Origin of the sequence: Azospirillum sp. TSO5, assembly GCF_003116065.1 — a bacterium.
In the GTDB taxonomy this organism is placed as follows: Bacteria; Pseudomonadota; Alphaproteobacteria; order Azospirillales; family Azospirillaceae; genus Azospirillum.
In genome coordinates this window covers 1-26,855 of the sequence record NZ_LGQY01000130.1, presented here as the reverse complement: position 1 = coordinate 26,855, position 26,855 = coordinate 1, and the positions used below count along the sequence as shown (strand labels likewise).

At 67.3% G+C, this 26,855-nt stretch carries 19 protein-coding genes and 2 tRNA genes; 12 read left to right on the top strand and 9 right to left on the bottom strand.

The annotated features are described in order from the left end of the window. Window positions 1–516: 516 nt before the first annotated feature. The 3 genes from ppdK to TSO5_RS27980 all read right to left on the bottom strand — a co-directional run bounded on the left by ppdK (window position 517) and on the right by TSO5_RS27980 (window position 9,812). Window positions 517–3,210, bottom strand: coding sequence for a pyruvate, phosphate dikinase (gene ppdK, locus TSO5_RS27990; RefSeq protein WP_109154685.1), 2,694 nt, complete (start codon window positions 3,208–3,210; stop codon window positions 517–519). A gap of 351 nt (window positions 3,211–3,561) precedes the next feature. Next, on the bottom strand, window positions 3,562–5,817 hold the full coding sequence (locus TSO5_RS27985) for an EAL domain-containing protein (protein WP_109154684.1): 2,256 nt from the start codon (window positions 5,815–5,817) through the stop codon (window positions 3,562–3,564). Window positions 5,818–6,071: 254 nt separating this feature from the next. Continuing rightward, window positions 6,072–9,812: a vitamin B12-dependent ribonucleotide reductase gene (locus TSO5_RS27980; RefSeq protein ID WP_109154683.1), complete on the bottom strand. Its 3,741-nt coding sequence runs from the start codon at window positions 9,810–9,812 to the stop codon at window positions 6,072–6,074. Window positions 9,813–10,571: 759 nt separating this feature from the next. Here TSO5_RS27980 and TSO5_RS27975 point away from each other — a divergent pair. Beyond that, window positions 10,572–11,024, top strand: a complete 453-nt coding sequence (locus TSO5_RS27975) for a PRC-barrel domain-containing protein (RefSeq protein WP_109154682.1) — start codon at window positions 10,572–10,574, stop codon at window positions 11,022–11,024. A 380-nt stretch (window positions 11,025–11,404) separates the two neighbouring features. Here the strand turns inward: TSO5_RS27975 and rpsA are convergent, their stop codons facing one another. The 3 genes from rpsA to aroA all read right to left on the bottom strand — a co-directional run bounded on the left by rpsA (window position 11,405) and on the right by aroA (window position 15,354). Then, the gene (rpsA, locus tag TSO5_RS27970; RefSeq protein WP_042694362.1) at window positions 11,405–13,111 is read right to left on the bottom strand and encodes a 30S ribosomal protein S1; all 1,707 of its coding nucleotides are present in this window, start codon (window positions 13,109–13,111) and stop codon (window positions 11,405–11,407) included. 190 nt (window positions 13,112–13,301) lie between these two features. Continuing rightward, complete coding sequence (gene cmk / locus TSO5_RS27965; protein WP_109154681.1) at window positions 13,302–14,000, bottom strand: (d)CMP kinase; 699 nt, start codon at window positions 13,998–14,000, stop codon at window positions 13,302–13,304. Window positions 14,001–14,004: 4 nt separating this feature from the next. Continuing rightward, a complete protein-coding gene (aroA, locus tag TSO5_RS27960) occupies window positions 14,005–15,354 on the bottom strand; it encodes a 3-phosphoshikimate 1-carboxyvinyltransferase (RefSeq protein WP_109154680.1) in 1,350 nt (449 codons plus the stop codon). Window positions 15,355–15,736: 382 nt separating this feature from the next. Between aroA and TSO5_RS27955 the strand changes: the two genes are divergently transcribed. Together TSO5_RS27955 and TSO5_RS27950 are read left to right on the top strand one after the other, a co-directional pair. Then, window positions 15,737–16,126 carry a TIGR02300 family protein gene (locus tag TSO5_RS27955; protein ID WP_109073328.1) on the top strand — a complete coding sequence of 130 codons (390 nt, stop codon included), beginning with the start codon at window positions 15,737–15,739 and terminating at the stop codon, window positions 16,124–16,126. A 163-nt stretch (window positions 16,127–16,289) separates the two neighbouring features. Beyond that, window positions 16,290–16,365: transfer RNA gene (locus tag TSO5_RS27950), tRNA-Ala, on the top strand. Between the two features lie 159 nt (window positions 16,366–16,524). Here the strand turns inward: TSO5_RS27950 and TSO5_RS27945 are convergent. Next, complete coding sequence (locus TSO5_RS27945) at window positions 16,525–17,379, bottom strand: transporter substrate-binding domain-containing protein (protein ID WP_109154679.1); 855 nt, start codon at window positions 17,377–17,379, stop codon at window positions 16,525–16,527. A gap of 170 nt (window positions 17,380–17,549) precedes the next feature. Beyond that, window positions 17,550–17,624 (bottom strand) — tRNA-Val (locus TSO5_RS27940). 194 nt (window positions 17,625–17,818) lie between these two features. Here TSO5_RS27940 and TSO5_RS27935 point away from each other — a divergent pair. From TSO5_RS27935 to TSO5_RS27910, 6 genes are all read left to right on the top strand, one after another. Next, window positions 17,819–18,769 carry an N-formylglutamate amidohydrolase gene (locus tag TSO5_RS27935; protein ID WP_109154678.1) on the top strand — a complete coding sequence of 317 codons (951 nt, stop codon included), beginning with the start codon at window positions 17,819–17,821 and terminating at the stop codon, window positions 18,767–18,769. 581 nt (window positions 18,770–19,350) lie between these two features. Next, window positions 19,351–20,760, top strand: coding sequence for an alpha,alpha-trehalose-phosphate synthase (UDP-forming) (gene otsA, locus TSO5_RS27930; protein WP_109154677.1), 1,410 nt, complete (start codon window positions 19,351–19,353; stop codon window positions 20,758–20,760). 62 nt (window positions 20,761–20,822) lie between these two features. After that, complete coding sequence (locus TSO5_RS27925; protein WP_109154676.1) at window positions 20,823–21,812, top strand: glucokinase; 990 nt, start codon at window positions 20,823–20,825, stop codon at window positions 21,810–21,812. Window positions 21,813–21,923: 111 nt separating this feature from the next. Further along, window positions 21,924–22,307 (top strand): LysR family transcriptional regulator, encoded by a 384-nt coding sequence (locus tag TSO5_RS27920; RefSeq protein ID WP_109154675.1) that lies wholly within the window; start codon window positions 21,924–21,926, stop codon window positions 22,305–22,307. Between the two features lie 121 nt (window positions 22,308–22,428). Beyond that, complete coding sequence (locus tag TSO5_RS27915) at window positions 22,429–23,007, top strand: YqaA family protein (RefSeq protein ID WP_109073322.1); 579 nt, start codon at window positions 22,429–22,431, stop codon at window positions 23,005–23,007. 32 nt (window positions 23,008–23,039) lie between these two features. Beyond that, window positions 23,040–23,882, top strand: coding sequence for an RNA methyltransferase (locus TSO5_RS27910; protein WP_109154674.1), 843 nt, complete (start codon window positions 23,040–23,042; stop codon window positions 23,880–23,882). A 6-nt stretch (window positions 23,883–23,888) separates the two neighbouring features. Here the strand turns inward: TSO5_RS27910 and TSO5_RS27905 are convergent, their stop codons facing one another. After that, window positions 23,889–24,350, bottom strand: a complete 462-nt coding sequence (locus TSO5_RS27905; protein WP_109154673.1) for an RNA polymerase sigma factor region1.1 domain-containing protein — start codon at window positions 24,348–24,350, stop codon at window positions 23,889–23,891. A gap of 196 nt (window positions 24,351–24,546) precedes the next feature. Here TSO5_RS27905 and msrA point away from each other — a divergent pair, with 196 nt between their 5' ends. The 3 genes from msrA to TSO5_RS27890 all read left to right on the top strand — a co-directional run. Further along, window positions 24,547–25,188: a peptide-methionine (S)-S-oxide reductase MsrA gene (msrA, locus tag TSO5_RS27900; RefSeq protein WP_109154672.1), complete on the top strand. Its 642-nt coding sequence runs from the start codon at window positions 24,547–24,549 to the stop codon at window positions 25,186–25,188. Window positions 25,189–25,369: 181 nt separating this feature from the next. After that, a complete protein-coding gene (locus tag TSO5_RS27895; protein WP_109154671.1) occupies window positions 25,370–25,903 on the top strand; it encodes a PAS domain-containing protein in 534 nt (177 codons plus the stop codon). Next, window positions 25,900–26,855: DNA translocase FtsK (locus TSO5_RS27890; RefSeq protein ID WP_282183540.1), on the top strand; the 956-nt coding region annotated here is incomplete at its 3' end. The genes TSO5_RS27895 and TSO5_RS27890, both read left to right, overlap by 4 nt.

Here is a 26,855-nt window from a genome sequence, read left to right as displayed (position 1 = left end):
ATCGAATGGCATAATCTCACCTGTGCGGAAAAGGAAATTCAAACACGTTTATCCCACGCCAACTTGGCCTAATTTTTTTAAGTATTTGCTAACATAACAACCGCCAGACGATATTAACCAAAGGAGCAAACCGAAAACCTGAACTTCTTTTGAGATGAATAACCTCTAACACCACTCTTTACCGCCAACCGTCATCCATGATAGGACTATAAGCCTCAGCCGCCCGAGGAGTGTCCTGCATGCACCGCCACTGGTGCCACGCCCCCTTGCGCCCGTCCTCCCGCGCACCCGCCCCGCCGGATGGAACAGTGAACAGCCCCCGGAAAACCGTTCCAAACTGTTCCAAACGTTCCATCCGACCGCCGCAGACCGGGTCGGGCGCCCCGGATGGAACAGTGAACAGTCCGCCGAACTCTGTTCCACGATGTTCCACCCGCCCAACTCCACCGCCAAAACGAAACGGCCCCCTTCCCTTGCGGGAAGAGGGCCGAAGTCGTTTCAGCTATTCGAAGCGGATCAGTCGCGCTTGACCGTGTCGCTGTTCAGCGCGGCCTGGGCGGCGGCGAGGCGGGCGATCGGCACGCGGTAGGGCGAGCAGGAGACATAGGTCAGCCCGATCTTCTCGCAGAAGGAGATCGAGGCCGGGTCGCCGCCATGCTCGCCGCAGATGCCCAGCTTGATGTCCGGACGGACCTTGCGGCCACGCTCGGTGGCGATCTCCACCAGTTCGCCGACGCCGGTGACGTCCAGCGACTGGAACGGGTCCTGCTCCAGGATGCCCTGGCGCTGGTACTCCGGCAGGAAGCTGCCGGCGTCGTCGCGCGACAGGCCCAGCGTGGTCTGGGTCAGGTCGTTGGTGCCGTAGCTGAAGAACTCGGCCGACTCGGCGATCTCGCCGGCCTTCAGGGCCGCGCGCGGGATCTCGATCATCGTGCCGGTCAGGTACTCCACCGTCACGCCGGTCTCGGCCTTCACCTGCTCGGCGGCGCGGTCGATCACCCCCTTGAGGATGTCGAACTCCTTCTTGGTGATGATCAGCGGGATCATCACTTCGGGAATGACGGCCTCGCCGGTGGTCTTGGCGACCTCGGCGGCGGCGGCGAAGATGGCGCGGGCCTGCATCTCGTAGATCTCGGGGTACGAGATGCCCAGACGGCAGCCGCGATGGCCCAGCATCGGGTTCGCTTCATGCAGCTGGATGGTGCGGTGGCGCACCCGCAACGGATCGGTGCCGGTGGCCTGGGCGACCTCCGCCATGTCCTCTTCGGTGTTCGGCAGGAACTCGTGCAGCGGCGGGTCGAGCAGGCGGATCGTCACCGGCAGGCCGGTCATGATCGTGAACAGCTCGACGAAGTCCTTCTTCTGGAAGGGCTCCAGCTTGGCGAGCGCCTTGCGGCGGCCGGCCTCGTCTTCCGCCAGGATCATCTCGCGGACGGCCAGGATGCGCTCCGGGTCGAAGAACATGTGCTCGGTGCGCGACAGGCCGATGCCCTCGGCGCCGAACTTCCGCGCGGTGCGGGCGTCCAGCGGGGTTTCGGCGTTGGCGCGGATCTTCATCCGGCGGATGCTGTCGGCCCAGCCCATCAGGGTGGCGAAGTCGCCCGACAGTTCCGGCTGGATCGTCGGCACCTCGCCCAGCATCACCTCGCCGGTGGAGCCGTCGATGGTCAGGACGTCGCCTTCCTTAACGGTGACGCCGCGGACGGCCATCTGCTTGGTCTTGTAGTCGATTCGCAGGTCGCCGGCGCCCGACACGCAGGCACGGCCCATGCCGCGGGCAACCACCGCCGCGTGGCTGGTCATGCCACCGCGGCTGGTCAGGATGCCGCGGGCGGCGTGCATGCCGTGGATGTCCTCAGGTGAGGTCTCGATGCGGCAGAGGATCACCGACTCGCCCTTGCCGGCCATCTGCTCGGCCTCGTCGGCGGTGAACACCACCTTGCCCGACGCGGCGCCGGGGGAGGCCGGCAGGCCCTTGGCGATGACCTTGCGGTCGGCCTTGGGGTCCAGCGTCGGGTGCAGCAGCTGGTCGAGCGAGGCCGGATCGATGCGGCGGACCGCCTCGTTCTGGTCGATGACGCCCTCGTTCGCCAGATCGACGGCGATCTTCAGCGCGGCCGGGGCGGTGCGCTTGCCGTTGCGGGTCTGCAGCATGAACAGCTTGTTCTGCTGGACGGTGAACTCGATGTCCTGCATGTCGCGGTAGTGCTTTTCCAGCTTGAGGCGGACCTCGTTCAGCTGGTTGAACACCTCCGGCATCACCTCTTCCATGGCGGGGAGGTCGGACTTGTTGGCGAGCTTGCCGGCGACGGTCAGGTGCTGCGGCGTGCGGATGCCGGCAACGACGTCCTCACCCTGGGCGTTGACCAGATACTCGCCGTAGAAGGCGTTCTCGCCGGTCGACGGGTTGCGGGTGAAGGCCACGCCGGTGGCGCAGTCGTTGCCCATGTTGCCGAAGACCATGCACTGCACGTTGACCGCGGTGCCCCAGTCGGCCGGGATGTCGTGCAGCTTGCGGTAGGTGATGGCGCGGGCGTTCATCCAGGAGCCGAAGACGGCGCCGATGGCGCCCCACAGCTGCTCCTGCACATCCTGCGGGAAGGGCCGGCCCAGCTCGCGCTCGACCGCCTTCTTGTAGTCCTCGATCACCGCCTGCCAATCCTCGGCCGACAGGTCGGTGTCGAGGTTGTAGGACTTGTCGCGCTTGTGGTTGTCGAGGATGTCCTCGAAATGGTGATGCTCAACGTCGAGCACGACGTTGGAGTACATCTGGATGAAGCGGCGATAGCTGTCGTAGGCGAAGCGGCCGTCACCCGACCGCTTGGCGAGGCCAGCGGCGGTCGCGTCGTTCAGGCCCAGGTTCAGGACGGTGTCCATCATGCCGGGCATCGACGCGCGGGCGCCGGAGCGGACCGACACCAGCAGCGGGTTGATCGGGTCGCCGAACTTGGCGTCCATCGCCTGTTCCAGCCGCGCGATGGCGGCGTTCACCTGCGCCGTCAGTTCCGGCGGATAGGAGCGGCCGTTGGCGTAGAAATAGGTGCACAGCTCGGTGGTGATCGTGAAGCCCGGCGGAACGGGCAGGCCAAGATTGGCCATCTCGGCCAGATTGGCGCCCTTGCCGCCCAGCAGGTTCTTCATATCGGCCCGTCCTTCGGTGGCACCGGCCCCGAAGCTGTAGACCCACTTGGATTCACCCTGGCTCGCCATCGCGGAATTCCTCTCGCCCCATGGTCGTCCGGCATGCGGGTGCTCCCCTTGTGTCCAACGACGGTCGCCGGGCGGTCCTTTCCGCTCAGCGAAACGCCGTGGTCAGTTTGCTTGACCGCACATGCCGCTGAGTGGACCTTCTATCGCCCCAAACGTTGGGACACAAGACAGTCGCGTGGTCTAGAACGGGATGACCTGCGCTTTGCCGGCAAAGGAGCGTTGCGACTATATCGTATTGCCGGATCCCCATTACTCCGGCGGAACCGCATAAGCACCGATTCGAATGGTGAAATGCGGTCGAAGTACCCCGTAAATCCAAAGAAAAACGGGACCATTTCCACTGCAAATGTTTCAGATGCTGAAGCAGGCGTCGGCCGGACACTCCACCCAGTGCTTGCCCTCCCCCCTCAGCCAGTCCGCCAGCGCCGCCGCCGGCATCGGCCGGGCGAAGCGGTATCCCTGGCCGATGGCGCAGCCTTCCGCCTCCAGCATGAGGTGCTGGGCCTCGCGCTCCACCCCCTCCGCCACGACGGTCAGGCCCAACGCCTCGCCGATCTGGATGATGGCGCGCACCAGCGGCCGGTTGGCGGCATCGATGTCCAGTTCCTTGACAAAGCTGCGGTCGATCTTCAGTTCGCCGACGGGGAAGCGCTTCAGGTAGCTCAAGGACGAATAGCCGGTGCCGAAATCGTCGATCGACAGGGTGACGCCCAGCGCATGCAGGGCATCCAGCGCGTCATGGACGCCGACCTCCTCGGTCATCATCAGCCGCTCGGTGATTTCCAACGTCAGGTCGTTGGCCGGGATGCCGTTGGCGGCCAGCGCGGCACGGACCTGATCCGGCAGGTCGCCGCGGGCGAAGCGGACGGCGGAGACGTTCACCGCCAGCCCCGGCACCGGCACCCCCGCTGCACGCCAGCGGCCGAGCTGCGCCACCGAAGTCTGCAGCACCCAACTGTCCAGCCGGTCGATCAGCCCGCATTCCTCGGCCAGCGGCACGAACTCCACCGGCGACACCGCGCCCCAGCGCGGGTGGGTCCAGCGGATCAGCGCCTCCACCCGATGCAGGCAATGCGGCTTCAGCCGGACCTGGGGCTGGTAATGCAGCTCGAACGGAGCCTCGTCGTCCGGGCATCCGGCCTCCTGGCGGTCCAGCGCCTCGCGCAGCGCCGCCTCCATCTCCAGCCGGCGCACCGCCTGTTCGTTCATGTCGCGACGGAAGAAGTGGCAGCGGTTGCGGCCGGCCTGCTTGGCCCGGTACATCGCCGCGTCGGCCTGGCGCAGCAGCGTGTCGAAGTCCATGCCGTCGTCGGGATGCACGGCGATGCCGATGCTGGCGGTCGGGGTCAGCGTCAGGTCGGCGACCGTCAACGGCACCGACAGGGTGGCCAGCACCCGTTCGGCCAGCAGGGACGCATGGGCGGCGTCGCAGCCCGGCAGCAATGCTACGAACTCGTCCCCGCCCAGCCGAGCCAGCGTGTCACCCTCGATGAACAGTCGCTCCAGCCGGGTCGCCACCTCCACCAGCAGCCGGTCGCCGACCGCATGGCCCAGAGAATCGTTGACGGTCTTGAAGCGGTCGATGTCCAGGAACATCAGCGTCACCGGCTGCCGCGTACGTCCGGCCAGCGCCAGCGCCGCCGTGGCGCGGTCGGCCAGGAGCTGGCGGTTGGGCAGCCCGGTCAGCGTGTCGAAATAGGCCAGCCGATTGATCTCCGCCCGCGCCCGGTCATGTTCGATGGCGAGCGCGCACAGATGCACGCAGGCCTCCACCAGCCGGCGGTGAAAGGGGGCGGCAGGGCGGCGCTCGCGGTAATAGAGCGCGAAGCTGCCCAACATGCGGGCGTCCCGCCCCTTGATCGGGTTGGACCAGCAGGCGGCCAGCCCATGGGCCAGCGGCACCTCGCGATAGGGTGCCCAGCGCGGGTCTTCGGCGATGTCGACGGACATCACCGCCTCGCCCCGGCTCATCGCGCTGCCGCAGCAGCCGACGTCGGGGCCGATGGCCAGCCCGTCAATGGCGTTGGCATAGACGACGGGCAGCGATGGGGCGGCGGCGACCCGCATGCGGTTCTCGTCGTCACGCAGCATCACCGAACAGGCGACCTCCGGCGCGCAGGCCTCCACCTGCCGGCAGAGGAAATCCAGGACCTGCTTCAGCGACCGGCCGGCGGCCACCAATTCCAGGACATTCTGCTGCAGGCGTGCCACCGCCTCCGCCCGTTCGCGCTCCTCGAAATCACGCATCTCGCACAGAAGCAGGACGTCGTCGCCGTCGGTCAGATGCTGCCAGTGCAGATCGACCGGGACCGGATCGCGGCGAGGAACGCGCAAGGCAGCGGTGCCGGGTGGTGGATGGTCGTTTTCCTGCGCCCCATCCCACACCGCCTGCCAGTCACGGCCACCGAAATCGAGCAGGCCAGGCAGCGGGCGGCCGATCAGCGCATCCAGGGGGATGCCGGCCAGCCGGGCGAAACCGGGATTGGCGCCAACGATGGTGCCGTCGGCCGATGTCCAGACCAAGGCCGCGCTCCATTGCGCAGCGGTCGCTCGCAGCAAGCGATCGGACGGCAGGCGGTCGTCCAGCGCGGTCCCGGCCGAATCCATGACCCCTGATCCCTCCGGACATGCTTCGGGAACGCCGCGCCGGCGCCCCGGGGGAGTCAGCTAACATGAACACACGCGGCGCGGTCAAGGCCCCTCATCATCCGGCCATACTGTTGCATCCACACGAGAATGGTTCCAAACAGCGCGCGGCGGTTTTGTTCGTATACAAGCAAAAGGGAGGAAGCGGTTTCCCGCTCCCTCCCCTTCATCGTTCATCGTCCGGCTAGGCTCCCGGAGGAGCGCTCTCTGGAGGATCAGCTGCAGCCGGTGGTCGACCCGCAGCTGTCGCACTTCAGGCAGGTGCCGTTGCGGACCAGGGTCATGTTGCCGCATTCGCCGCAGGGATCGCCCTCATAGCCGCGGGCGCGGGCCTCGCGGATGCGGTCGAAGCGCTGGTCGCTGGTGCTGCCGCCATAGGCCGTACCGGTGGCCGCGGTGGCGGCGACATGGCCCTGGACGGTGGCGGCGGCGACCGCCGGGCTGGCGGACATAGCGGCCTGGGCGGAAGCCTGGGTGCCGGCCGAGGCGGTGACGCTCACGGCCGCCGTGTCGGTGCCGGTGGCGGCGAAGGCCGCCGCGGCGCTGGCACGCTGGGTCTGGCCACCATGCAGGACGCGCAGGTTGTTGCGGACATAGCCGGTCGACGCGATGCGGCGGACGATGTCGGACGGCTGCACCTGGGTATCCGGCAGGTCGCCCTGCTTGTCGCCGCTGCCCACGGTGAAGGGCACCAGATCCTCCGGCGTGGCGTGCGCCAGATCGGTGCGGTTCAGGTAGGAGATGGCGATCTCGCGGAAGATGTAGTCGATGACCGAGGTCGCCATCTTGATGGTGTCGTTGCCGGTCACCATGCCCGACGGCTCGAAGCGCGTGAAGGTGAAGGCCTCCACGAACTCCTCCAGCGGCACGCCATATTGCAGGCCGATCGACACCGCGATGGCGAAGTTGTTCATCAGCGACCGGAAGGCGGCACCTTCCTTGTGCATGTCGATGAAGATCTCGCCCAGGCGGCCGTCCTCATACTCGCCGGTGCGCAGGTACACCTTGTGGCCGCCGACATTGGCCTTCTGGGTATAGCCCTTGCGGCGGTGCGGCAGACGCTCGCGCGAGCTGCTCTTCCGCTCCACCACCCGCTCGATCACCTTCTCGACGATGCGCTCGGTGACCATCTGCGCGCGGACGGCAGCCGGCGCCTCGATCATCGCCTCGACGGCCTCGCCATCCTCCTCGTCATCGAGCAGGGCGGCCTGCAGCGGCTGGCTCAGCTTGGAGCCGTCGCGGTACAGCGCGTTCGCCTTCAGGCCCAGGCGCCAGGACATCAGGTAGGCGTCCTTGCACTCGTCGACCGTCGCCGTGTTCGGCATGTTGATGGTCTTGGAGATGGCGCCGGAGATGAAGGGCTGCGCCGCCGCCATCATCGTGATGTGCGATTCCCAGGACAGGAAGCGCTTGCCGATGCGGCCGCAGGGGTTGGCGCAGTCGAACACCGACAGATGCTCGTCTTTCAGGAAGGGAGCCCCTTCCAGCGTCATGGCGCCGCAGCAGAAGGTGTTGGCCGCCTCGATCTGCGCCTTGGTGAAGCCGATATGGCTCAGCAGGTCGAAGCCCGGAGCGTCCAGCGTCTCGGCCGGAATGCCCAGCGTCTGGGTGCAGAAGTCGGCGCCGATGGTCCAGCGGTTGAAGACGAACTTGATGTCGAAGGCGGTGGCGAGGTTGCCCTCGAGCCGCTCCAGCAGTTCGTCGGTAAAGCCCTTGGCCTTCAGCGACTCGTGGTTCACGCCCGGGGCGTTCTTCAGCGTGCCGTGGCCGACGGCGTAGAGCGCAATCTCTTCGATCTGGTCCGGGGTGTAGCCGAGCGTCTTCAGCGCTTCCGGCACCAGCCGGTTGACGATCTTGAAGTAGCCGCCGCCGGCCAGCTTCTTGAACTTCACCAGGGCGAAGTCGGGCTCGATGCCGGTGGTGTCGCAGTCCATCACCAGACCGATGGTGCCGGTCGGGGCGACCACGGTGGCCTGGGCGTTGCGGTAGCCGTGGGCCTCGCCCAGTTCCAGCGCCTCGTCCCACACGCGGACGGCGGCCAGAGCCAGTTCCTGGTCCGGGCAGAGGTCGGCGACGAAGGGCACCGGCTCGACCGCCAAGCCCTCATAGCCGTTCATCTCGCCGTTGGCGGCGCGGCGATGGTTGCGGATGACCCGCAGCATGTGGTCGCGGTTCGCCTCGAAGCCCGGGAAGGTGCCCAGCTCCTGCGCCATCTCGGCCGAGGTGGCATAGGCGACGCCGGTCATGACGGCGGAGATGCCGGCGCAGTAGGCGCGGCCCTCGTCCGAGTCGTAGGACAGGCCCGATGCCATCAGCAGGCCGCCGAGATTGGCGAAGCCCAGGCCCAGCGTGCGGAACTCGTAGGAGAGCTGGGCGATTTCCTTCGACGGGAACTGCGCCATCAGCACGGAGATTTCCAGCACGATGGTCCACAGCCGGCAGGCATGCTCGAACGCCTCGACGTCGAAGGAACCGTCCTTCAGACGGAACGACATCAGGTTCAGCGACGCCAGATTGCAGGCGGTGTCGTCGAGGAACATGTACTCCGAGCACGGGTTCGAGGCGTTGATGCGCCCCGAGGCCGGGCAGGTGTGCCATTCGTTGATGGTGCTGTCGAACTGCACGCCCGGATCGGCGCAGGCCCAGGCGGCATAGCCGACCTTGTCCCACAGGTCGCGGGCGCGGACGGTCTTCACCACCTTGCCGTTGGTGCGACCGATCAGGTTCCAGTCGGCATCGTCCAGAACCGCCTGCACGAACTCGTTGGAGACGCGCACGGAGTTGTTGGAGTTCTGGCCCGAAACCGTCAGGTAGGCTTCCGAATCCCAGTCGGTGTTGTAGGTCTTGAACTCGATCGAGGTGAAACCCTGGCCGGCGAACTGGATCACGCGCTGGATGTAGTTCTCAGACACCTGATCCTTGCGGGCGGCGAGGATCGCCTTCTTGAGCTCCTTGTTCTCCTTCGGGTCCAGGCCCGACTGGGCGGCGGCCATCACCGCCGTCAGGTGCTTCTGGCAGATCTTGGAGCCGGTCACCAGCGCCGCGACCTTCTGCTCCTCGTTCACCTTCCAGTCGATGTAGCCTTCGATGTCCGGGTGGTCCATGTCCACCGTGACCATCTTGGCCGCACGACGGGTGGTGCCGCCCGACTTGATGGCGCCGGCCGCGCGGTCGCCGATCTTCAGGAAGCTCATCAGGCCCGACGACTTGCCGCCGCCGGCCAGCTTCTCGCCTTCGCCGCGCAGCTTGGAGAAGTTGGAGCCGGTGCCCGAACCGTACTTGAACAGGCGGGCCTCACGCACCCACAGGTCCATGATGCCGCCCTCGTTGACGAGGTCGTCGGCGACGGACTGGATGAAGCAGGCGTGCGGCTGCGGATGCTCGTAGGCTGAGGCGGACGAGGTCAGCAGGCCGGTCTTGAAATCGACGTAGAAGTGACCCTGGCTCGGGCCGTCGATGCCGTAGGCCCAGTGCAGGCCGGTGTTGAACCACTGCGGGCTGTTCGGGGCCGCCATCTGGGCGGCCAGCATGAAGCGCATCTCGTCGAAGAAGGTGCGGGCGTCGGCTTCGGTGTCGAAATAGCCGCCCTTCCAGCCCCAATAGGTCCAGGTGCCGGCCAGACGGTCGAAGACCTGGCGGGCCGAGTTCTCACCGACGAAACGCTTTTCCTTCGGCAGCGCGGCCAGCTTTTCCTGGTCGGCTTCCTTGCGCCACAGCCAGGACGGGACGGTGTTCTCTTCCACGGCGCGGAGCGCGGCGGGGACGCCGGCCTTGCGGAAATACTTCTGGGCCAGGATGTCGCTGGCGACCTGCGAGAAGTTGTCCGGCACCTCGATGCCGGTCTGCTGGAAGACGATCGTTCCATCCGGGTTGCGGATCTCGCTGGTCGCCTGGCGGAAACCGAGGCTGGCGTAGGCGTCCTGACCTTCGTGCGTGAAACGACGCTCGATCCGCATGATGAGACTGTCCCCTGCTTGGAGCACGCCGCGGCGGGCTCGAATGGAAATGTGGTGCGACCCGTCCCGATGAAAGCGGCCGGCGGTTCTATCCGCCGTCCGGCCCGGCAATGCAGATGGCGCCGTACAAACAGGGGCCTCTTGCCCGACTGTCCGCCGTCGCCGCTGTGCTGCCGGGACCGGGGCCGCCGCTTGAGGCCGGCCGGGTCACGTGGGCCGCATCCTAGCCAGCGCGACCGGGGCAGGCAAGCCCCACTCTGCTAGATATTGTGGTTGACATGACCGAACCCCTCAAAACCTTGATCTTGTGGTGTTCAACCCGTTACCGGGGATCCTGTTCCCGCCCGCCAAGCAAATTTTCGAGGAGGCGGCGGCTGGGCCGCATCGCGGCCGGAAGGCACCAACTGTAGGCACTCAAATGGCCGCCGGGGCTGGAGATGACCGCGGCACTCCCCGATTAGAGCGCAAAACGCGCCCGACCGCCAGAGCTTCCTTGCGGTGAAAATCAACATCTTGTTGCTAATATGCCGTTGTACCCACCACCGATTCGCCACGGGGCGACTCGGACCAAGCTGCCGGAATCCAAGGGGCGACTCGAAAAGGCCCGCCTTTCCCACCCCCGAGTCGCCGCGGGCTCGCCAAAGGTTCGGCACGGAAGAGGGGTAGTGGCAGCGCCCCCGCAACTATTTCATGCGATCCCGGTTGAGGCGCATGGAGCCAAGGTGGATCCCACGCGATCCTGGGGGAGGAGAGGCGTCCATGCTGAAGATCACCCACAAGATGTGGTTTGCATTGCCCGCGCTGACACTGCTGGTCGGCATGGCGACTCCGCAAGGGGCCGTCGGACAGACGGTCATCATCGACGGCTCGACTCCGGCCGTCGGCGCCGCGGTGGAACGCAAGACCGGCCCCAGCGTCGACCAGTTGATGAACCGCAGTGTCGTCGGTGCCGACGGGTCGAAGATCGGCACCGTCACCGACGTGATTCTCGACGACAAGGGCGAGGCCCAATACATCGTCATCCACTCGGGGGGCATTCTGGGCTTCGGCGGCAAGGACATCGCGGCCGACCTGACCCTGGCCGACCTACGCAGCGGCAGCGAGGCGATCCGTCTGCGCGAGGTGACCGCCGCCAGTGTCCGCGACATGCCGGAATTCCGCTACGACGACAGCATCACTTCGCTGACCCGCAGCCCGGAGCCGCGGCGGTAGGCGGCTGGAAAAGTCGAGGATGAGCACGCAAGGTTTGACACGGATTTCGCGGATTTAGGCACGGATTACACGGATTTTTCTTTGGCTTGGGAAACGCGTCCCCCGCCGACCAGCGACCATGATGCAAGTTCGATCCTGGTTCATCGACGATACCGCTGCTTGACCAGCGACGGACCGGCAACGCCACATCCGTGAAATCCGTGCTCAAATCCGTGAAATCCGTGTCGATCTTGCCCGACACTGCAGCACCCTGCCGCCCATCGTCAGCCCACAACGAAAAAGGCCGCGCCCCAAGCGGGACGCGGCCTTTCTCTTACCCTTCCGGGAGATCGCTATGCCCCCTCCCCCACGTTGCCGCAGGGGAGGATGGCCTCAGACGATCACTCGTCGTTCTGCTGCTTGCGCTTCAGAGCGGCGCCCAGGATGTCGCCCAGCGAGGCGCCCGAGTCGGACGAACCGAACTCGGCCATCGCCTGCTTCTCTTCCTCCATCTCGCGGGCCTTGATGGACAGCGAGATGCGGCGGGAAGCGCGGTCGATCTGGGTGACCTTGGCGTCGACCTTTTCGCCGACGGCGAAACGGTCCGGGCGCTGTTCCGAACGGTCGCGGGACAGGTCCGACTTGCGGATGAAGCCGGTGTAGCCCTCGCCGACGGTCACTTCGATGCCGCCGTCCGTCACCTGCGTCACGGTGCAGGTCACGACCTCGTTCTTCTTCAGGCCGGCGGTGGCCGACTCGAACGGATCGCTGGCCAGCTGCTTGATGCCGAGGCTGATGCGCTCCTTCTCGACGTCGACGTCGAGAACCTTGACCTTGACGCGGTCGCCCTTCTTGTACTCGGCGATCGCCTCTTCACCCGACTTGTTCCAGTCGAGATCGGACATGTGGACCATGCCGTCGATGTCGCCCGGCAGGCCGACGAACAGACCGAACTCGGTGATGTTCTTGACTTCGCCTTCCAGCTCGGTGCCAGGACCGAACTTGTCGGTGAAGGTCTCCCACGGGTTGTCCAGGCACTGCTTCAGGCCGAGGCTGATGCGGCGCTTCTGCGGATCGACGTCCAGGACCATGACCTCGACTTCCTGCGAAGTCGACACGATCTTGCCCGGATGGACGTTCTTCTTGGTCCAGGACATTTCCGAAACGTGGACCAAGCCCTCGATCCCCGGCTCCAGCTCCACGAAGGCGCCGTAGTCGGTGATGTTGGTGACGCGGCCCTTGAACTTCGCGCCGACCGGATACTTGGCCTCGACGCCTTCCCACGGGTCGGCTTCGAGCTGCTTCATGCCCAGGCTGATGCGCTGGGTTTCCGGGTTGAAGCGGATGACCTGGACCGTGACGGTCTGGCCGATCTGCAGGGCTTCCGACGGATGGTTGATGCGGCGCCACGCGATGTCGGTGACGTGCAGCAGGCCATCGACGCCGCCCAGGTCGACGAACGCACCGTAGTCGGTGATGTTCTTGACGACGCCCTGGAGGATCTGGCCTTCCTTGAGGTTGGCCACCAGCTCCGAACGGGCCTCGGCGCGGCTCTCTTCGAGCACGGCGCGACGCGACACGACGATGTTGCCGCGCGAGCGGTCCATCTTCAGGATCTGGAACGGCTGCGGGGTGCCCAGCAGCGGGGAGATGTCGCGGACCGGACGGATGTCGACCTGGCTGCCCGGCAGGAAGGCCACGGCGCCCGACAGGTCGACCGTGAAGCCGCCCTTGACGCGGCCGAAGATGACGCCGGTGACGCGGGTCTGGTCGTTGAACGACTTCTCCAGCAGGGCCCAGGCCTCTTCGCGCTTCGCCTTCTCACGGCTCAGCATCGCCTCGCCGTTCTTGTCTTCCATCCGCTCGAGGTAGACCTCGACGGTGTCGCCCGCCTTCAGCTCGGGCGGCTGGCCGGCAACGGCGAATTCCTTCAGCGCGACGCGGCCTTCCGACTTCAGACCGACGTCGATGGTGACCATGTCGTTCTCGACGGCGACGACGCGTCCCTTGACGACCGTACCTTCGAGCGACTCGGCCGCGCCCAGCGACTCTTCGAGCAGAGACGCAAAGCTTTCCTTTTCGACCGTGCGGGCCAGTGACTGTGCCATTGAAACTCCTAAAGGTGGCGCGAAAGCGGCCCCGTTCCGGTCCCTCCCGCGGCAAAACGGGTGGGACCTCGACCGAACCGCCGCGCCGGGCACCACGCCCGGCGACTTGGTTGATGGTTTTCCATGGAGGGCGTCGGACCCGCCCGCGCCGCCACCGGCGGCCCGTCAACGGAAGTCCGAAGCGGCGGCTTTAGGCCGTGGGCTTCAGACCGGTTTTCGAACCGATGTGGTCGACCGCCATCGAGAACACCTGATCGGCATCGAGAGCGGACGTATCAAGCACAAAAGCGTCGACAGCCGGACGGAGCGGGGCCACCGCTCTCTGGCTGTCGCGCGCATCACGAGCCTTCATGTCCTCCAGGACATCGGAGGATATAGCCGGAATCCCCCGTCTCTGCAACTCCTTGAGTCGCCGTTCGGCCCGGACCTCCACCGAAGCGGTAACGAACAGTTTGGCCTGGGCATCGGGACAGACCACCGTTCCGATGTCGCGCCCGTCCAGAACCGCCCCCGGCGCGCCGCCCGGCGGGTGGGAGGCGAAGCGCCGCTGGAAGTCGAGAAGCGCCGCCCGCACCTCCGGCACCGCCGCCACCTTGCTGGCCGCCTGCGCCGCCTCGTCGGTGCGCAGGGCCACCTCCTGCAGGATCGGGTGCTCGGGGTGCAGCTCATAGGCGGCGCGCGCCGCCGCCGCGTTATCGGCCGGATCGCCGCCGGCCCTGAGGACCGACACGCCGACCGCGCGGTACAGCACGCCGGTGTCGAGATGGGCGAAGCCGAAGGCGTCGGCGATGCGCTGCGACAGGGTGCCCTTGCCGCTGGCGGCCGGGCCGTCGATGGCGACGACGACCGCCCTGGCCGGAGTCTCCTGATTGGAAAGCGGCTGCGTCATCGCCTCACGCCTCACTGATCTTCGCGCCGAGCCCGTTCATCAGACCGACGAAGTCGGGGAAGCTGGTGTCGATGAAGGCGCCGTCGTCGACCGAAATCGGCTCTTCCGACGCCATGCCCAGCACCAGGAAGCTCATGGCGATGCGGTGATCCATGGCGGTGAGGACGGTGGCGCCGCCCTTCGGCGGCTTGCCGGTGCCGTGCACCGTCAGGCTGTCGTCGGCACCGACCTCGACCGACACGCCGCAGCGGGTCAGGCCTTCCGCCACCATGGCGAGGCGGTCGCTCTCCTTCACCCGCAGCTCCTTCAGGCCCAGCATCACCGTGGTCCCCTCGGCACAGGCGGCGGCGGCGGCCAGCACCGGGTATTCGTCGATCATGCTCGGCGCGCGGTCGGCCGGCACCACGATGCCCTTCAGCGCGCTGTGCTTCACCCGCAGGTCGGCCACCGGCTCGCCCGCCTGGTCGCGGCGGTTCTCGAAGGCGATATCGGCGCCCATCTCCACCAGCGTGTCGTAGAGGCCGGTGCGGCGCGGGTTCATACCGACATCGTTCAGCAGCAACTCCGAGCCCGGCCGCAGCAGGGCGGCGACCGCCGGGAAGGCGGCGCTGCTGGGATCGGCCGGCACATGGATGGTGCGGCCGGTCAGTTCCGGCTGGCCGATGACGGTGACGGCCAGCGCGCCGTCCTCCAGCCGCTCGGTCGTCACGGTTGCGCCGAAATGGCGCAGCATCAGCTCGGTATGGTCGCGCGTCGGCTCCGCCTCGATCACCGTGGTGGCGCCGGCGGTGTTGAGGCCGGCCAGCAGGATCGCCGACTTGACCTGGGCGGAGGCCACCGGCAGGCGATAGGTGATCGGGACCAGATCGCCGCTGCCGACCACGGTCAGCGGCAGGCGTCCGCCGGAACGGCCGACGAAGCGGGCGCCCATCTCCTCCAGCGGCTTGGTGACGCGGGCCATCGGCCGCTTGTTCAGCGAGGCGTCGCCCGTGAAGACGCAGGTGATCGGGTGGCCGGCGACCAGCCCCATCAGCAGGCGGGCGGCGGTGCCGCTGTTGCCCATGTCCAGAACCTGCGCCGGTTCCTGCAACGCTCCCAGCCCGACGCCGCGCACGCGCCAGACCCCGGCCCCCTGGCCGTTGTCTTCACGCTCCGCCTCAGCCCCCAGCAGGCGCATGGCCGCTGCGGTGTGCAGGACGTCTTCCCCTTCCAGCAGGCCGTGGATCACCGTCTCGCCCACCGCGATGGCGCCCAGCATCAGCGACCGGTGCGAGATCGATTTGTCGCCGGGCACACGGATGCTGCCCCGGATCGCGCCGGTGGTGGTGGAGCGCAGCGGCCTTGCGTGCGTCATGGGACGGGTCCTTCGGATCGGAACGGGAAGCGGTTATGGCCGCCGTTCCTATCACAGCCCCCGCCCCGATGCGAGAGGATGGGCCCCTTTCCATCCCCGCCAGAGCTTGTGCGGCGCACAAATGAAAAGAGGCCGCCCGAAGGCGGCCCCGAGTTCAAGGAGGAAACCAAATGGAGGAGTTGCACACTGTGCAGGTCCGTTCTAGCGAGTTATGGTTAACGCCCTGTAAAGGCAACCCCTGCCCGGGCGGGATACCTCTTTCCCGCTGCCGCTGCGGCGCGGCGATCACCCGGCCGCTTCATCTTTTTTTTGACAAGCGTCTCAGGGCATGGCAAAGGGCGCCTCTTGAGAACCCCCTGATTTTTGTGACGGAGGACGTGGCGTGGCCAAACCCGAATGGGGCGTCAAGCGCATCTGCCCGAGCTGTGGCGCTCGTTACTATGACATGCGCAAGGACCCGCCGGTCTGCCCGAGCTGTGGCGCGCAGTTCGATCCCGAGGCTCTGCTGAAGTCCCGCAAGGCCCGTCCGGCCCCGGCCGACGACACCAAGAAGGTGGTGGCCGTGGCGGAGGACGAGGAAGAGGCCGAGGCTGAGACCGAGACCACGGAACTGGAGGACGTCGAGGACGACATGTCCGTCGACGACATCGAGGAAGCCGACGACACCACCGAGGATGAGGACGACGTCCTGATCGAGGACACGTCGGAACTGGGTGAGGACGACATGGACGAGGTCGTCGATGTCGAAGGCGAGGACGAGGAGGAGCGCTGACCGGCGCCCTTCCCGGTGACTGCTTTCCGGTGGGTGCGGGAGGTCAGGCGGAGTGGTGAAAAAAAGCGCGGCGGGGCGAATTTTCCGCTTGCATCACTCCACCGCCTGACTATTATCCCGCTCCACCAAGGCCGGACGGAAACGACCGGCCCCCAGAGTTAAAGGGGCCATAGCTCAGCTGGGAGAGCGCTACAATGGCATTGTAGAGGTCAGGAGTTCGATCCTCCTTGGCTCCACCAAATCGATCAAGGGCTCGGCGAGCAATCGCCGGGCCCTTGATGCTTTTGGACCATGCTCCCGGCTGAACCGCCAGTTTTGCCCGTACTTGCGAATGCTGTCCGACCGGACGGGAATGCCGCCGCGCCTGCGGACGGCGGGACGGCATTCCCAAGCGTCCGCTACTTCAGCCAGCGGTCGAACACCGCCTGATACTGGCCGGTGGCGACGGCCTGGTGCAGCCACTGGTCGACCCACAGCTTCAGCACGATGTCGCGCGGCAGCAGGAAGGCCTTTTCCGAAAAATCGAAGGGCTTGTCCGGATGGACGGCGCACAGCTCCGGATGCAGCTTCTGCTGAAGCCGGGTCTCCACCGCATCGGTGATCATCAGGTCGGCCTTGCCGGCGACGATCTGGTCGAAGATGGTGACGTTGTCCGGATGCACCTCGATCTGGGCAGTGTGGATGTTGGCGCGGGCGAATTTCTCGTTGGTGCCGCCGGGGTTGACGATCAGGCGGACGCCGGGCTTATCGATGTCGGCGACGGTCTGGAAGCGGTCCTTGTTCTCGCAGCGGGTGATCGGCGTCTTGCCGTCGCGCATCAGCGCATCGGAGAACAGCGCCTTCTTCTGCCGCTCCAGCGTCACGGAAACACCGCCGACGGCAATGTCATACTTGTCGGCCAGCAGGTCGGGCAGCAGGTTGCCCCACGTCGTCTTCACGAACTCAACCTTGACGCCCAGCGCTTTGCCCATGGCTTCGGCGAGGTCGATGTCCATGCCCTCGAACTTCTGGGTCTGCGGGTTCAGGTAGGTGAAGGGCTTGTAGTCGCCGGTGGTGCCGACGCGCAGCGTGCCCGCCGAGATCACCGCATCCAACCGCGACTCCTGGGCGGTCGCGTGGGCGGCCGCTTGGGCGGAGGGAGCGGTCTGCGCTGCGGCTCCGGTGGACGACAGGGCGGCGACGGCACAGACCAGAACCGCGCCGACCACGGCGGCAAGGCTCCGGCCGCTGCGGCGCAGGGTATGGACGGGCATGAAGATCCTCCCAATGCTTTGTTTGCCGACCGGATGGTACGGTGCAGGGAAGGATCTGGCGAGAGTCCGCGATCCGAATGTGCAGAGTTCAGCTATGCAACAATCGAAAAGCCGCGGAAGCCCGAAAACGGCGAAGGCCGCGAACCCGTTCCGGTTCGCGGCCTTCAGAATGGTGGGCGGTACTGGGATTGAACCAGTGACCCCTACGATGTCAACGTAGTGCTCTCCCGCTGAGCTAACCGCCCACTGTAGCGGCCGGTGGCGGAGCGTTTGGCGTCGTTCCGTCCGGCGTGGGCGGGTGTATACCGACCTCCTTGCCCACACGCAAGCCCTTTCATGGCCCCACCCGCTTTTTTTATCCGCCGGCGATAGAGCGGCGGCCAATCCCGTGACAGAGGTCCCGTGACACGGCGGCTGGTGTCCATTACATCATTCGACCATGGACGCCTCCTTCGACGCGCAGCGCGACGCCGGCCCCGATCCGGACGCCGACGCTCAGCCGCCCAACGCCCCGGCCTTCGAAATCCTGGCCCCGCAGAGCCAGAGGCTGCCGCTCGTGCTGGCGTCGCCGCACAGCGGGAACGCTTATTCCGCCGCGTTTCTCGCCTCATCCCGCCTGGATGCCCGCGCGTTGCGCAAGTCGGAGGACTGCTTCGTCGACGAGATCTTCGCCTTCGCCCCCGGCTTGGGCGTGCCGCTGATCCGCGCTCTGTTCCCGCGCGCCTATCTGGACGTCAACCGCGAAGCCTACGAGCTGGACCCGGAGATGTTCGCCGATCCGCTGCCGGCCTATGTCAACACCCGTTCGCCCCGGGTGGCGGCGGGGCTGGGCACCATCGCCCGGGTGGTCGCCAACGGCGAGGACATCTACAAGGGCAAGCTGCGCTTCACCGAGGCGCTGGACCGGGTCAGCCGCTGCTACACCCCCTATCACAACGCCCTGCGCCAGCTGGTGGACGCAACCCACGACGCCTTCGGCCACGTGCTGCTGATCGACTGCCATTCCATGCCGTCCGCCAGCGCCACCACCGATGGACGGCGGGGCGGCGGTCGGGGCGGCGGGCGCGGCGCCGGCCATCCCGACATCGTGCTGGGCGACTGCTTCGGCAACGCCTGCGCCCCGGCGGTGATCGACGCGGCCGAGGAGTATCTGTGCGGGCTGGGCTATGCCGTCAGCCGCAACAATCCCTATGCCGGCGGCTACACCACCCGCCATTACGGCCGGCCGCGCCAGGGCATCCACACGCTTCAGATCGAAATCGCCCGCGACCTCTACATGGACGAGGCGGCGCTGAAACGCCTGCCCTACCTGGACGTTCTCGCCCGCCACATGACGGAATTGGTCGACACGCTGGGCCTGCTGCCGCCCCACGGTCTGGGTCCGCGCTGATCCGCGGATGAGACGCCCGTAAGGGACCATTGCCCCGTCTCTGCCACAGTTTCGCCCTATCACGTCAGGGCCAAGCTTCGGCTTGGCACCGCTGCGACCTCTTCCGGGGCGGCGCGCTGTCGCGTCGGCTCCGGGAGCCTTTGGCACAAAAAAAGGGCCGCGGGCGGACCCGCGGCCTCAGTCTAGGGAGGAAACGCCCAAGAAGTGCGTTACGCCAACGTCCACGCCGAGGCGCGACCGTTGCCGCACTGCACAATATGAACGCGGCGCCGCCCGGCTTCAAGCCAAAAAAGAATTTCTTATTCATTACATTGCGTTAACCGGAGTTGGAGGTATCGCGAACCGGATAGCGCCTCAGCAAGTCATGCTGCGCCGCACCATAACCCTTCGTGGAGTGATCTGACCCAAAGGACAGGGAGCGCCGGACCTTCGGACCAGCGTCTTGAGCTTGACGGCCGGCGCTCGGAACCAAGCCCGCCCATCGTCGTTTCGTAGTGGTCCCGCATAGGGTGTCCACCAGGACAGCCGGACTTCGCGGACTGCGGAACGCCCTGCCGGCGGCCAATAAGGAGAAGAACATCGTGAGCAGGCTCGTCGTCGTATCCAACCGGGTGGCCCTGATGGAAGAGGGCAAACAGGCGGCCGGCGGCCTCGCCGTCGCCATCCTGGCGGCCTTGAAGAAGACCGGCGGCATCTGGTTCGGGTGGAGCGGAAAGGTCGTCGATGGCGAGTCCCAGGCGGAACCGACCCGGACGGAGGCCGGCAAGCTGACCTATGCCACGCTGGATCTGGGCCGCCGCGACCACGAGGAATATTACAACGGCTTCGCCAACCAGACCTTATGGCCGCTGTTCCATTACCGGCTGGGCCTGATCTCGGTAAACCGGCGCACGCGCGAAGGATACGAGCGGGTCAACGCCTATTTCGCCGACAAGCTGGAGCCGCTGCTGCGCCCGGACGACATGATCTGGGTCCACGACTATCACCTGATCCCCTTCGGCGACGAGCTGCGCCGCCGCGGCTGTTCGCAGCGCATGGGCTTCTTCCTGCACACGCCCTTCCCGCCGCCGGAACTGCTGACCGCCCTGCCCAACCACCGCGACCTGATCCGCGAACTGTGCGCCTATGATCTGGTGGGCTTCCACACCGCCACCGACCTGCGCGGCTTCTGCGACTATATCCGCACCGAGACCGACGGCACGGTGGAACAGCGCGGCGCCTACGGGACGGCGATGATCCGCGCCTTCGGGCGCACCCTGCTGGCGAAGGTCTTTCCCATCAGCATCGATACCGAAGCGCTGGAAAGCCTGGCCCGCACCGCCGGCCGCTCGCGGCAGGCCGAACGTCTGCGCGAAAGTCTGGTCGGCCGCCGCCTGATCATCGGCGTCGACCGGCTCGACTATTCGAAGGGCCTGCCGCAGCGCTTCGCCGCCTTCGAACAACTGCTGGAAAGCTATCCGGAGCATTGCAACCGCGTCTCCTTCCTGCAGGTCGCCCCGCCCTCGCGCGAGGATGTGCCGGAATACATCGCCATCCGCCGAGAGCTGTCGGAGATGGCCGGCCGCATCAACGGCCGATTCGCCGAGTTCGACTGGCAACCGATCCGCTACCTGAACCGCAGCTTCGGACAGCGCGTACTGGCGGGCTTCTACCGGCTGGCCAATGTCGGGCTGGTGACGCCGCTGCGCGACGGCATGAACCTCGTCGCGAAGGAGTATGTCGCCTGCCAGGATGCGGACAATCCGGGCGTGCTGGTACTGTCGCAGTTCGCCGGCGCCGCCCATGAGATGGGCGAGGCGCTGATCGTCAACCCCTTCGACATCGAGGGCGTCGGCGACGCGCTGCAGCGGGCGCTGACCATGCCGCTGGGCGAGCGCAAGGAACGCCATGCCGCCCTGATGCAGACCCTGCGCCGGCACGACATCAGCTGGTGGCGTGAAAGCTATGTGGACGCGCTGACCCGGGCACCGTATGACTTTCCGGTCACCTGAGCATCCGCTCGGTCCATCAAACGAGCATCCGCTCGGCCCACCAACAACGCAGACCCGGATCCATGGCCGCCGATCTCTCCTCCACCCCGGCTCCCATCCTTGTCGCCGACATCGGCGGCACCAATGCCCGCTTCGGTCTGATCGACGGCCGGATCGTCCGCGACACCCGCGTGCTGCGCTGCGCCGATTACGCCTCGATCGAGGATGCGGCGAACGCCTATCTGTCGGCGGTCGGGCTGGCGGCGGTCGGCACTCCCGGCCGGCCGCGGCGCGGCGCCTTCGCGGTGGCTGGGCCGGTCACCGGCGACCACATCGCCATGACCAATCTGGTCTGGGAGTTCTCCGTCAACCGGGTGCGCGATGCCCTGGGGCTGGACGGGCTGGTCGTGATCAACGACTTCACCGCCGTCGCCCTGTCGGTGCCGCGTCTGGCTGACGAGGACCGGCGCCCGATCGGCGACGGTGCGCCGCAGCCGGGGGCCGTCGTCGGGGTGCTGGGGCCGGGCAGCGGGCTGGGCGTGTCCGGTCTGGTGCCGGGCGCCAACGGCCGCTGGACCGCGCTGTCGGGTGAAGGGGGCCATGTCAGCATGGCGCCGATCAGCGACCGCGAGAGCGCCGTGCTGGGCCAGCTGCGCAAGAGCTTCGACCATGTCTCGGCCGAGCGGGTGCTGTCCGGGCCGGGCCTCGTCAACCTCTATGGCGCGCTGTCGATCCTGGATGGGCGGGAACCGGCCGCCCTCACCCCCGCCCAGGTGGCCGACAACGCCCTGACCGGCAGCGAACCCCATTGCGTGGAGGCGGTGGAGATGTTCTGCGCCATGCTGGGCACCGTCGCCGGCAACCTCGCTTTGACGCTGGGCGCGCGCGGCGGCGTCTATATCGCCGGCGGCATCGTGCCGAAGCTGGGCACGCTGTTCACCCACTCCCGCTTCCGCAAGCGCTTCACGGAAAAGGGCCGCATGCGCGACTTCCTGGCCCCGATCCCCACCTATGTCATCACCCACGACCTGCCCGCCTTCCTGGGCCTCGCCGAGGCCGCCGGGGCGGAGTGAGGATCGCGGGGTAAGGTGCGCAGGACAAGGTTCGCCCCACTTGCCGCTTGAACCGGTGGGGCGGACCCCACATGGTTGTTCCCATCCCTTTCGGATTCGCAACGGAACACCATGCCCGCCGACCTTCGTGTCCGCTTCCTGCACCCGTCGGGCGCCATCGGCCCCGGCAAGATCGCCCTGCTGGAGGCCATCGACCGCACCGGCTCGATCTCCGCCGCCGCGCGCTCGCTGGACATGACCTTTCGCCGCGCCTGGTTCCTGGTGGAGACGATGAACACCGCCTTCCGCGAGCCGGTGATCCGCACCAGCGTCGGCGGGCGGGAAGGCGGCGGCGCCGGCCTGACCCCGCTGGGCCAGGAGATGGTCGCCCGCTACCGCCAGACCCAGGAAGAGGCGCGCAAGGCCGCCGAGCCGCACCTGCGCTGGCTGGACGAGGTGCTGAAGGAGGAAGCTCCCGAAGAAAAGCCCGGCACAGGTCCGGCCGGAATGGGCTAACGCCTCCGGAGGGCTTCTCCCTGTCCGGGGGGCGGTCGAATTGGGCACTGGCGCACCGGGACCGTCGCGCCTAAAAGATGCCTTGTGCACCGCAACGGCAGCGACGAAGGGCGGACCATTCATGATGAAGCGTCTTTACGACTGGACCATGGCCAAGGCCGCGTCGAAGGATTCGACCGCCTGGCTGGCCGGGGTATCTTTTGCCGAAAGCTCCTTCTTCCCGCTGCCGCCGGACCTGCTGCTGGTGCCGATGGTCATGGCCAACCGCAAGGCGGCGTGGAAGCTGGCGACGATCTGCACGCTGGCATCCGTCGTCGGCGGCATCGCCGGCTACATGATCGGCTATTTCCTGTACGAGACGATCGGCCGCTGGGTGATCGATTTCTATCACCTGACCGACAAGTTCGAGCAGCTGCGCCACACCTTCGTCGAGTACGGGGCCGAGATCCTCATCATCAAGGGCATGACGCCCATCCCCTACAAGCTGCTGACCATCACCGCCGGCGTCGCGCATCTGCCGCTGTGGGTGTTCATCGGCGCCTCGATCATCTCGCGGTCGATCCGCTTCTATCTGGTGGCGGCGCTGCTGTATTTCTTCGGTCCGCCGATCCGCGCCTTCATCGAAAAGCGGCTGACCCTGGTCACCAGCGTGTTCGCGGTGGCGCTGGTCGGCGGCTTCCTGGTGGTGAAGCTGCTGTAAGCCGCCACTTCTTCCAGACAGACAGGACCTCCATGCCTCCGCGCGGGCGCCCGCCCCAACCCAGCCGCGCCCGTTCCCGGACCGCCGCCCATCCCTCCCCCTCCGTCCCGGCACCCGACAGCGTCGACCAGCGCAAGCTGTTCCGCGTCGCCGGGCTGGCCGCCGTCTCCGCCCTCTTTGCCCATGAGCCGGAGCGGGTGGAGCGCCTGTTCTTCGACGAGCGGCTGAAACCGGCGGTGGGCGCCTACTGCAAGGCGATGGCGGCGGCCCGCAAGCCCTACCGCATGGTGGAGGCGGACGAACTGGCGAAGGTCGCCGGCACCGTGCTGCATGGCGGGGTGGTGGCGCTGATGGCGCCGCGGACGCTGCCGCTGTTCGATACGGAGGCCGCGCGCCGGGCGGCGGAGCCGCTGCTGATCCTCGACGGCGTCGGCAACCCGCACAATCTGGGCGCCATCCTGCGCACCGCCGCCTTCTTCGGCCTGCCCCGCGTCCTGGTCTCCGACCATCCCGGCCAGGCCTTGCCGTCGGAAGCCGCCTATCGCGTGGCGGAGGGCGGGTTCGAGTGGGTGACGCTGGAGCGCGCCCCCGCCCTGCCGGCCGTGCTGAAACGGCTGCGCGCCAGCCACCGGGTGTTCGGAACGGCGCTGGACCAGACCCGGCCGACGGTCGATGCCGGCGCGCTGACCGGCTGGCGCGGCAAACAGAGTGTGAAGCCGCCGGCCGTCGTGCTGGGCAACGAGGAGGACGGCATCCCGCCGGCCACCCTGGCAGCCTGCGAGGCGGTGCTGACCATCCCCGGCAGCGGGCGCGTCCAGTCGCTGAACGTCGCCGCCACCGCCGCCATCCTCATCCACGCGCTGGCCGCCGGGTAAGCCGGCTTAGCCGAGCGCCGCGATCAGCACCACCGCAACCACGGCCATGGAAGCCAGCGGCAGCAGTTCCACGCCGTCACGCTTCCAGGTCGGCGCATTGCCGTGATGGCCGCCGGCATGGCCGTCCGCGATGTCGTCGGCCCAGCCATGGCGCGACGGAACCGCACCCGGAGCCGACACCGCCGGGGCCGCCGGGCTCGCAATGTCCACCACGCCGTCGCCGCGGTGATAGTCGCCGCGCTGGCGCGCCAATGCCGGATTGGGGCGGCCGCGCATCAGGCGGGAATCGTCCAGTTCGACCTCGACTCCGGCAGCCTCCACCCGCTCGATCACCGCGGCGGTTTCCTCCGGGGTCATGGTATCGACAGGCAGGATCTCGCCCAGCGCTTCGGCGCTCAGGCGGTTGCCGTTGCGGCGGCCACGGTCGATCAGCGATTGGATGAGACGGTCGTCTGTGCTGCTGGCCATGATGGCTCTCCTTGTTCAAGATCCTCGCGGGTCCTCTGGTCAAACGCATGGAAACGCCTGAAGGTTCACGACACCTCCCTTCCCGCCTTCCGCCCCCTGCGCCACCTTGCCGCAGTCGGCCCGCCACCCGACATAAGTGGTCCCTCCAACGGATCGTCATCGATCCACAGGATCGTCATTGATGGGAGACTCGACCATGCTGGGGCATTTTCTGCGCAAGCCGGCGACGCTGCCGACGCCGGAGGAGGCGCTGCCCGGCCGCAGCCAACCCGTTCCGGTTCCCGGACAGCATCACGTCAACGGCCATCGCCTGACCGGCCCCTATCCGCCGGGGCTGGAGGTCATCGACCTTGGGCTCGGCTGCTTCTGGGGGGCGGAGCGCAAGTTCTGGCAGCTTCCCGGCGTCTGGGTGACCGCCGTCGGCTATCAGGGCGGCCACACCCCGAACCCGACTTATGAAGAGGTCTGCTCCGGCCGCACCGGCCATACCGAGGCGGTGCGCGTCGTCTACGACCCGGCGATGGTGAAGGTCGAGGATCTGCTGCGCGTCTTCTGGGAATCGCACGATCCGACCCAGGGCATGCGCCAGGGCAATGATGTCGGCACCCAGTACCGCTCCGCCGTCTACACCCACAGCCCCGCCCAGCAAGCGGCGGCGGAGTCGACGCTGGCCGCCTATCAGGAGCGGCTGGCCCAGGCCGGCTACGGTCCGATCACCACCGAGATCCGCGAGGCCCCGCCCTTCTACTTCGCCGAAGGCTACCACCAGCAGTATCTCGCCAAGAATCCCAACGGCTATTGCGGGCTGGGCGGCACCGGCGTCACTTGTGCGGCCTGATTGGCGCGGCGTTATTGGCGCGGCCTGATGAAGCGCGGGTAAACACAGGGGTGCGGCGCCCCTGCCGGGCTTAGCCCTTGCGGTTGCGCCACACCGGCCCTTGCGGGTATGGTTCGGGCGGCTCTTGAAAGCTCCGGCGGCGTTACCCCGCGGGGGCGCCGCCCGTCCAGCTGCGATTGTCATGACCAAGGAAAGAACCGAGCTGGCGACGCCGTATCTCAGCGGCCTGCTCGAATTCTGGCTCACCAAATCCGTCGCCGGCCGTCCGCCGGTCCCCAGCAGCATCGCCCCGGCCGATTTGCGGCCGTGGAAGGACAACATCGCCGTGTTCGAGGTGATCGGGGAGGAATCCGGCACCTTCGTCTATTCCTATTACGGCAAGGCGCTGGCCGCCGCCTTCGGCCAGTCGCGCCTGGGCGCCACGCTGGACGATCTGCCGCCCGAACAGCGGGCATTGCTTCAGCCGGAATACGAGACGGTGCGCCGCGAACGGCTGCCCGTCGCCCGTGTCCACACCGCCGTCTTCGGCGGGCGCACCCGCAGCTTCGAACGGCTGGTGCTGCCGATGTCCAGCGACGGGGTCAGCATCGACAAGCTGCTGGTCGCCGCCTACGAGATGACGCCGCGCGAGCTGGCGGCGCGCCCACCCCTGCCGGGCGGCTCCTCCTCCGGTCCAGTCCCCCTCACCGTTCAGAAGCCGGGAGCCTCGGCATGACCCCGCGTATGCCGCATCTCGCCGCCCCGCCCACCCAGGCGGGCGTGGTGACCGCCGACGAGTTCAATCTGTGGTGCGCGCTGAACGGCCGCCCCTTCAACCTCGTCCCCAACCCGCGCCCCGACGGCCGCGTGATGTGGGATGTGGAGGTTCTGCCCGGCACGCCGCGCGCCGGCACCGTCTATTCCACCAACCTGTCGGACGAGGCGCTGGCGGTAGTCGCCGGCTTCGCCTTCCTGTCCGGCGTCGAATGGGCCTATGAGGCGCGCGACCCGGCGGAGGCCGAAGCGCCCGCCACCGCCCCGTGCGAGGCCGCCCCGGCTGCGGCAGCCCCCGTTCCGGCCCCCGTTCCAGCCTCCATGCCGGCGGCGGTGGCCCCCTGCGCGCCCGCCGCTCCGGCGGAGCCGGTGGAGTATCCCGCCGTCTACTCGCTGCCCGCCGTCTCGCTGCTGCAGAACCCGCCGCCGCGCCCGGTCCAGCAGCATGACGAATCGGTGCTGGCCCGCAACGCGCGGATGCTGGAAACCGTCCTGAAGAACTTCCGCGTCCGCGGCGAGATCATGGACGTCCGCCCCGGCCCGGTGGTGACGCTGTACGAGTTCGAGCCGGCCCCCGGCACCAAGTCGGCGACCGTCATCAACCTGACCGACGACATCGCCCGCTCGATGAGCGTGGTGACCGCCCGCATCGCCATCGTCCCCGGCCGCAGCGTCATCGGCGTCGAGCTGCCGAACCCGGTTCGCGAGATGGTCTATTTGCGCGAAAGCTTCGACCACGACGCCTTCCGCAACACCACGGCGCAGCTCGCCATCGCGCTGGGCAAGGACATCAGCGGCGAGCCGGTGGTGGCCGACCTCGCCCGCATGCCGCACCTGCTGGTCGCCGGCACCACCGGCTCGGGCAAGTCGGTGGCGATCAACACCATGATCCTGTCGCTGCTCTACCGGCTGCC

Bases quoted from the DNA above. Each gene is read 5' to 3' on its own strand.
- ppdK (WP_109154685.1), bottom strand. From the start codon at position 3,210: ATGGCGAGCCAGGGTGAATCCAAGTGGGTCTACAGCTTCGGGGCCGGT.
- TSO5_RS27985 (WP_109154684.1), bottom strand. From the start codon at position 5,817: ATGGATTCGGCCGGGACCGCGCTGGACGACCGCCTGCCGTCCGATCGC.
- TSO5_RS27980 (WP_109154683.1), bottom strand. From the start codon at position 9,812: ATGCGGATCGAGCGTCGTTTCACGCACGAAGGTCAGGACGCCTACGCC.
- TSO5_RS27975 (WP_109154682.1), top strand. From the start codon at position 10,572: ATGCTGAAGATCACCCACAAGATGTGGTTTGCATTGCCCGCGCTGACA.
- rpsA (WP_042694362.1), bottom strand. From the start codon at position 13,111: ATGGCACAGTCACTGGCCCGCACGGTCGAAAAGGAAAGCTTTGCGTCT.
- cmk (WP_109154681.1), bottom strand. From the start codon at position 14,000: ATGACGCAGCCGCTTTCCAATCAGGAGACTCCGGCCAGGGCGGTCGTC.
- aroA (WP_109154680.1), bottom strand. From the start codon at position 15,354: ATGACGCACGCAAGGCCGCTGCGCTCCACCACCACCGGCGCGATCCGG.
- TSO5_RS27945 (WP_109154679.1), bottom strand. From the start codon at position 17,379: ATGCCCGTCCATACCCTGCGCCGCAGCGGCCGGAGCCTTGCCGCCGTG.
- TSO5_RS27935 (WP_109154678.1), top strand. From the start codon at position 17,819: ATGGACGCCTCCTTCGACGCGCAGCGCGACGCCGGCCCCGATCCGGAC.
- TSO5_RS27925 (WP_109154676.1), top strand. From the start codon at position 20,823: ATGGCCGCCGATCTCTCCTCCACCCCGGCTCCCATCCTTGTCGCCGAC.
- TSO5_RS27920 (WP_109154675.1), top strand. From the start codon at position 21,924: ATGCCCGCCGACCTTCGTGTCCGCTTCCTGCACCCGTCGGGCGCCATC.
- TSO5_RS27915 (WP_109073322.1), top strand. From the start codon at position 22,429: ATGATGAAGCGTCTTTACGACTGGACCATGGCCAAGGCCGCGTCGAAG.
- TSO5_RS27910 (WP_109154674.1), top strand. From the start codon at position 23,040: ATGCCTCCGCGCGGGCGCCCGCCCCAACCCAGCCGCGCCCGTTCCCGG.
- TSO5_RS27905 (WP_109154673.1), bottom strand. From the start codon at position 24,350: ATGGCCAGCAGCACAGACGACCGTCTCATCCAATCGCTGATCGACCGT.
- msrA (WP_109154672.1), top strand. From the start codon at position 24,547: ATGCTGGGGCATTTTCTGCGCAAGCCGGCGACGCTGCCGACGCCGGAG.
- TSO5_RS27895 (WP_109154671.1), top strand. From the start codon at position 25,370: ATGACCAAGGAAAGAACCGAGCTGGCGACGCCGTATCTCAGCGGCCTG.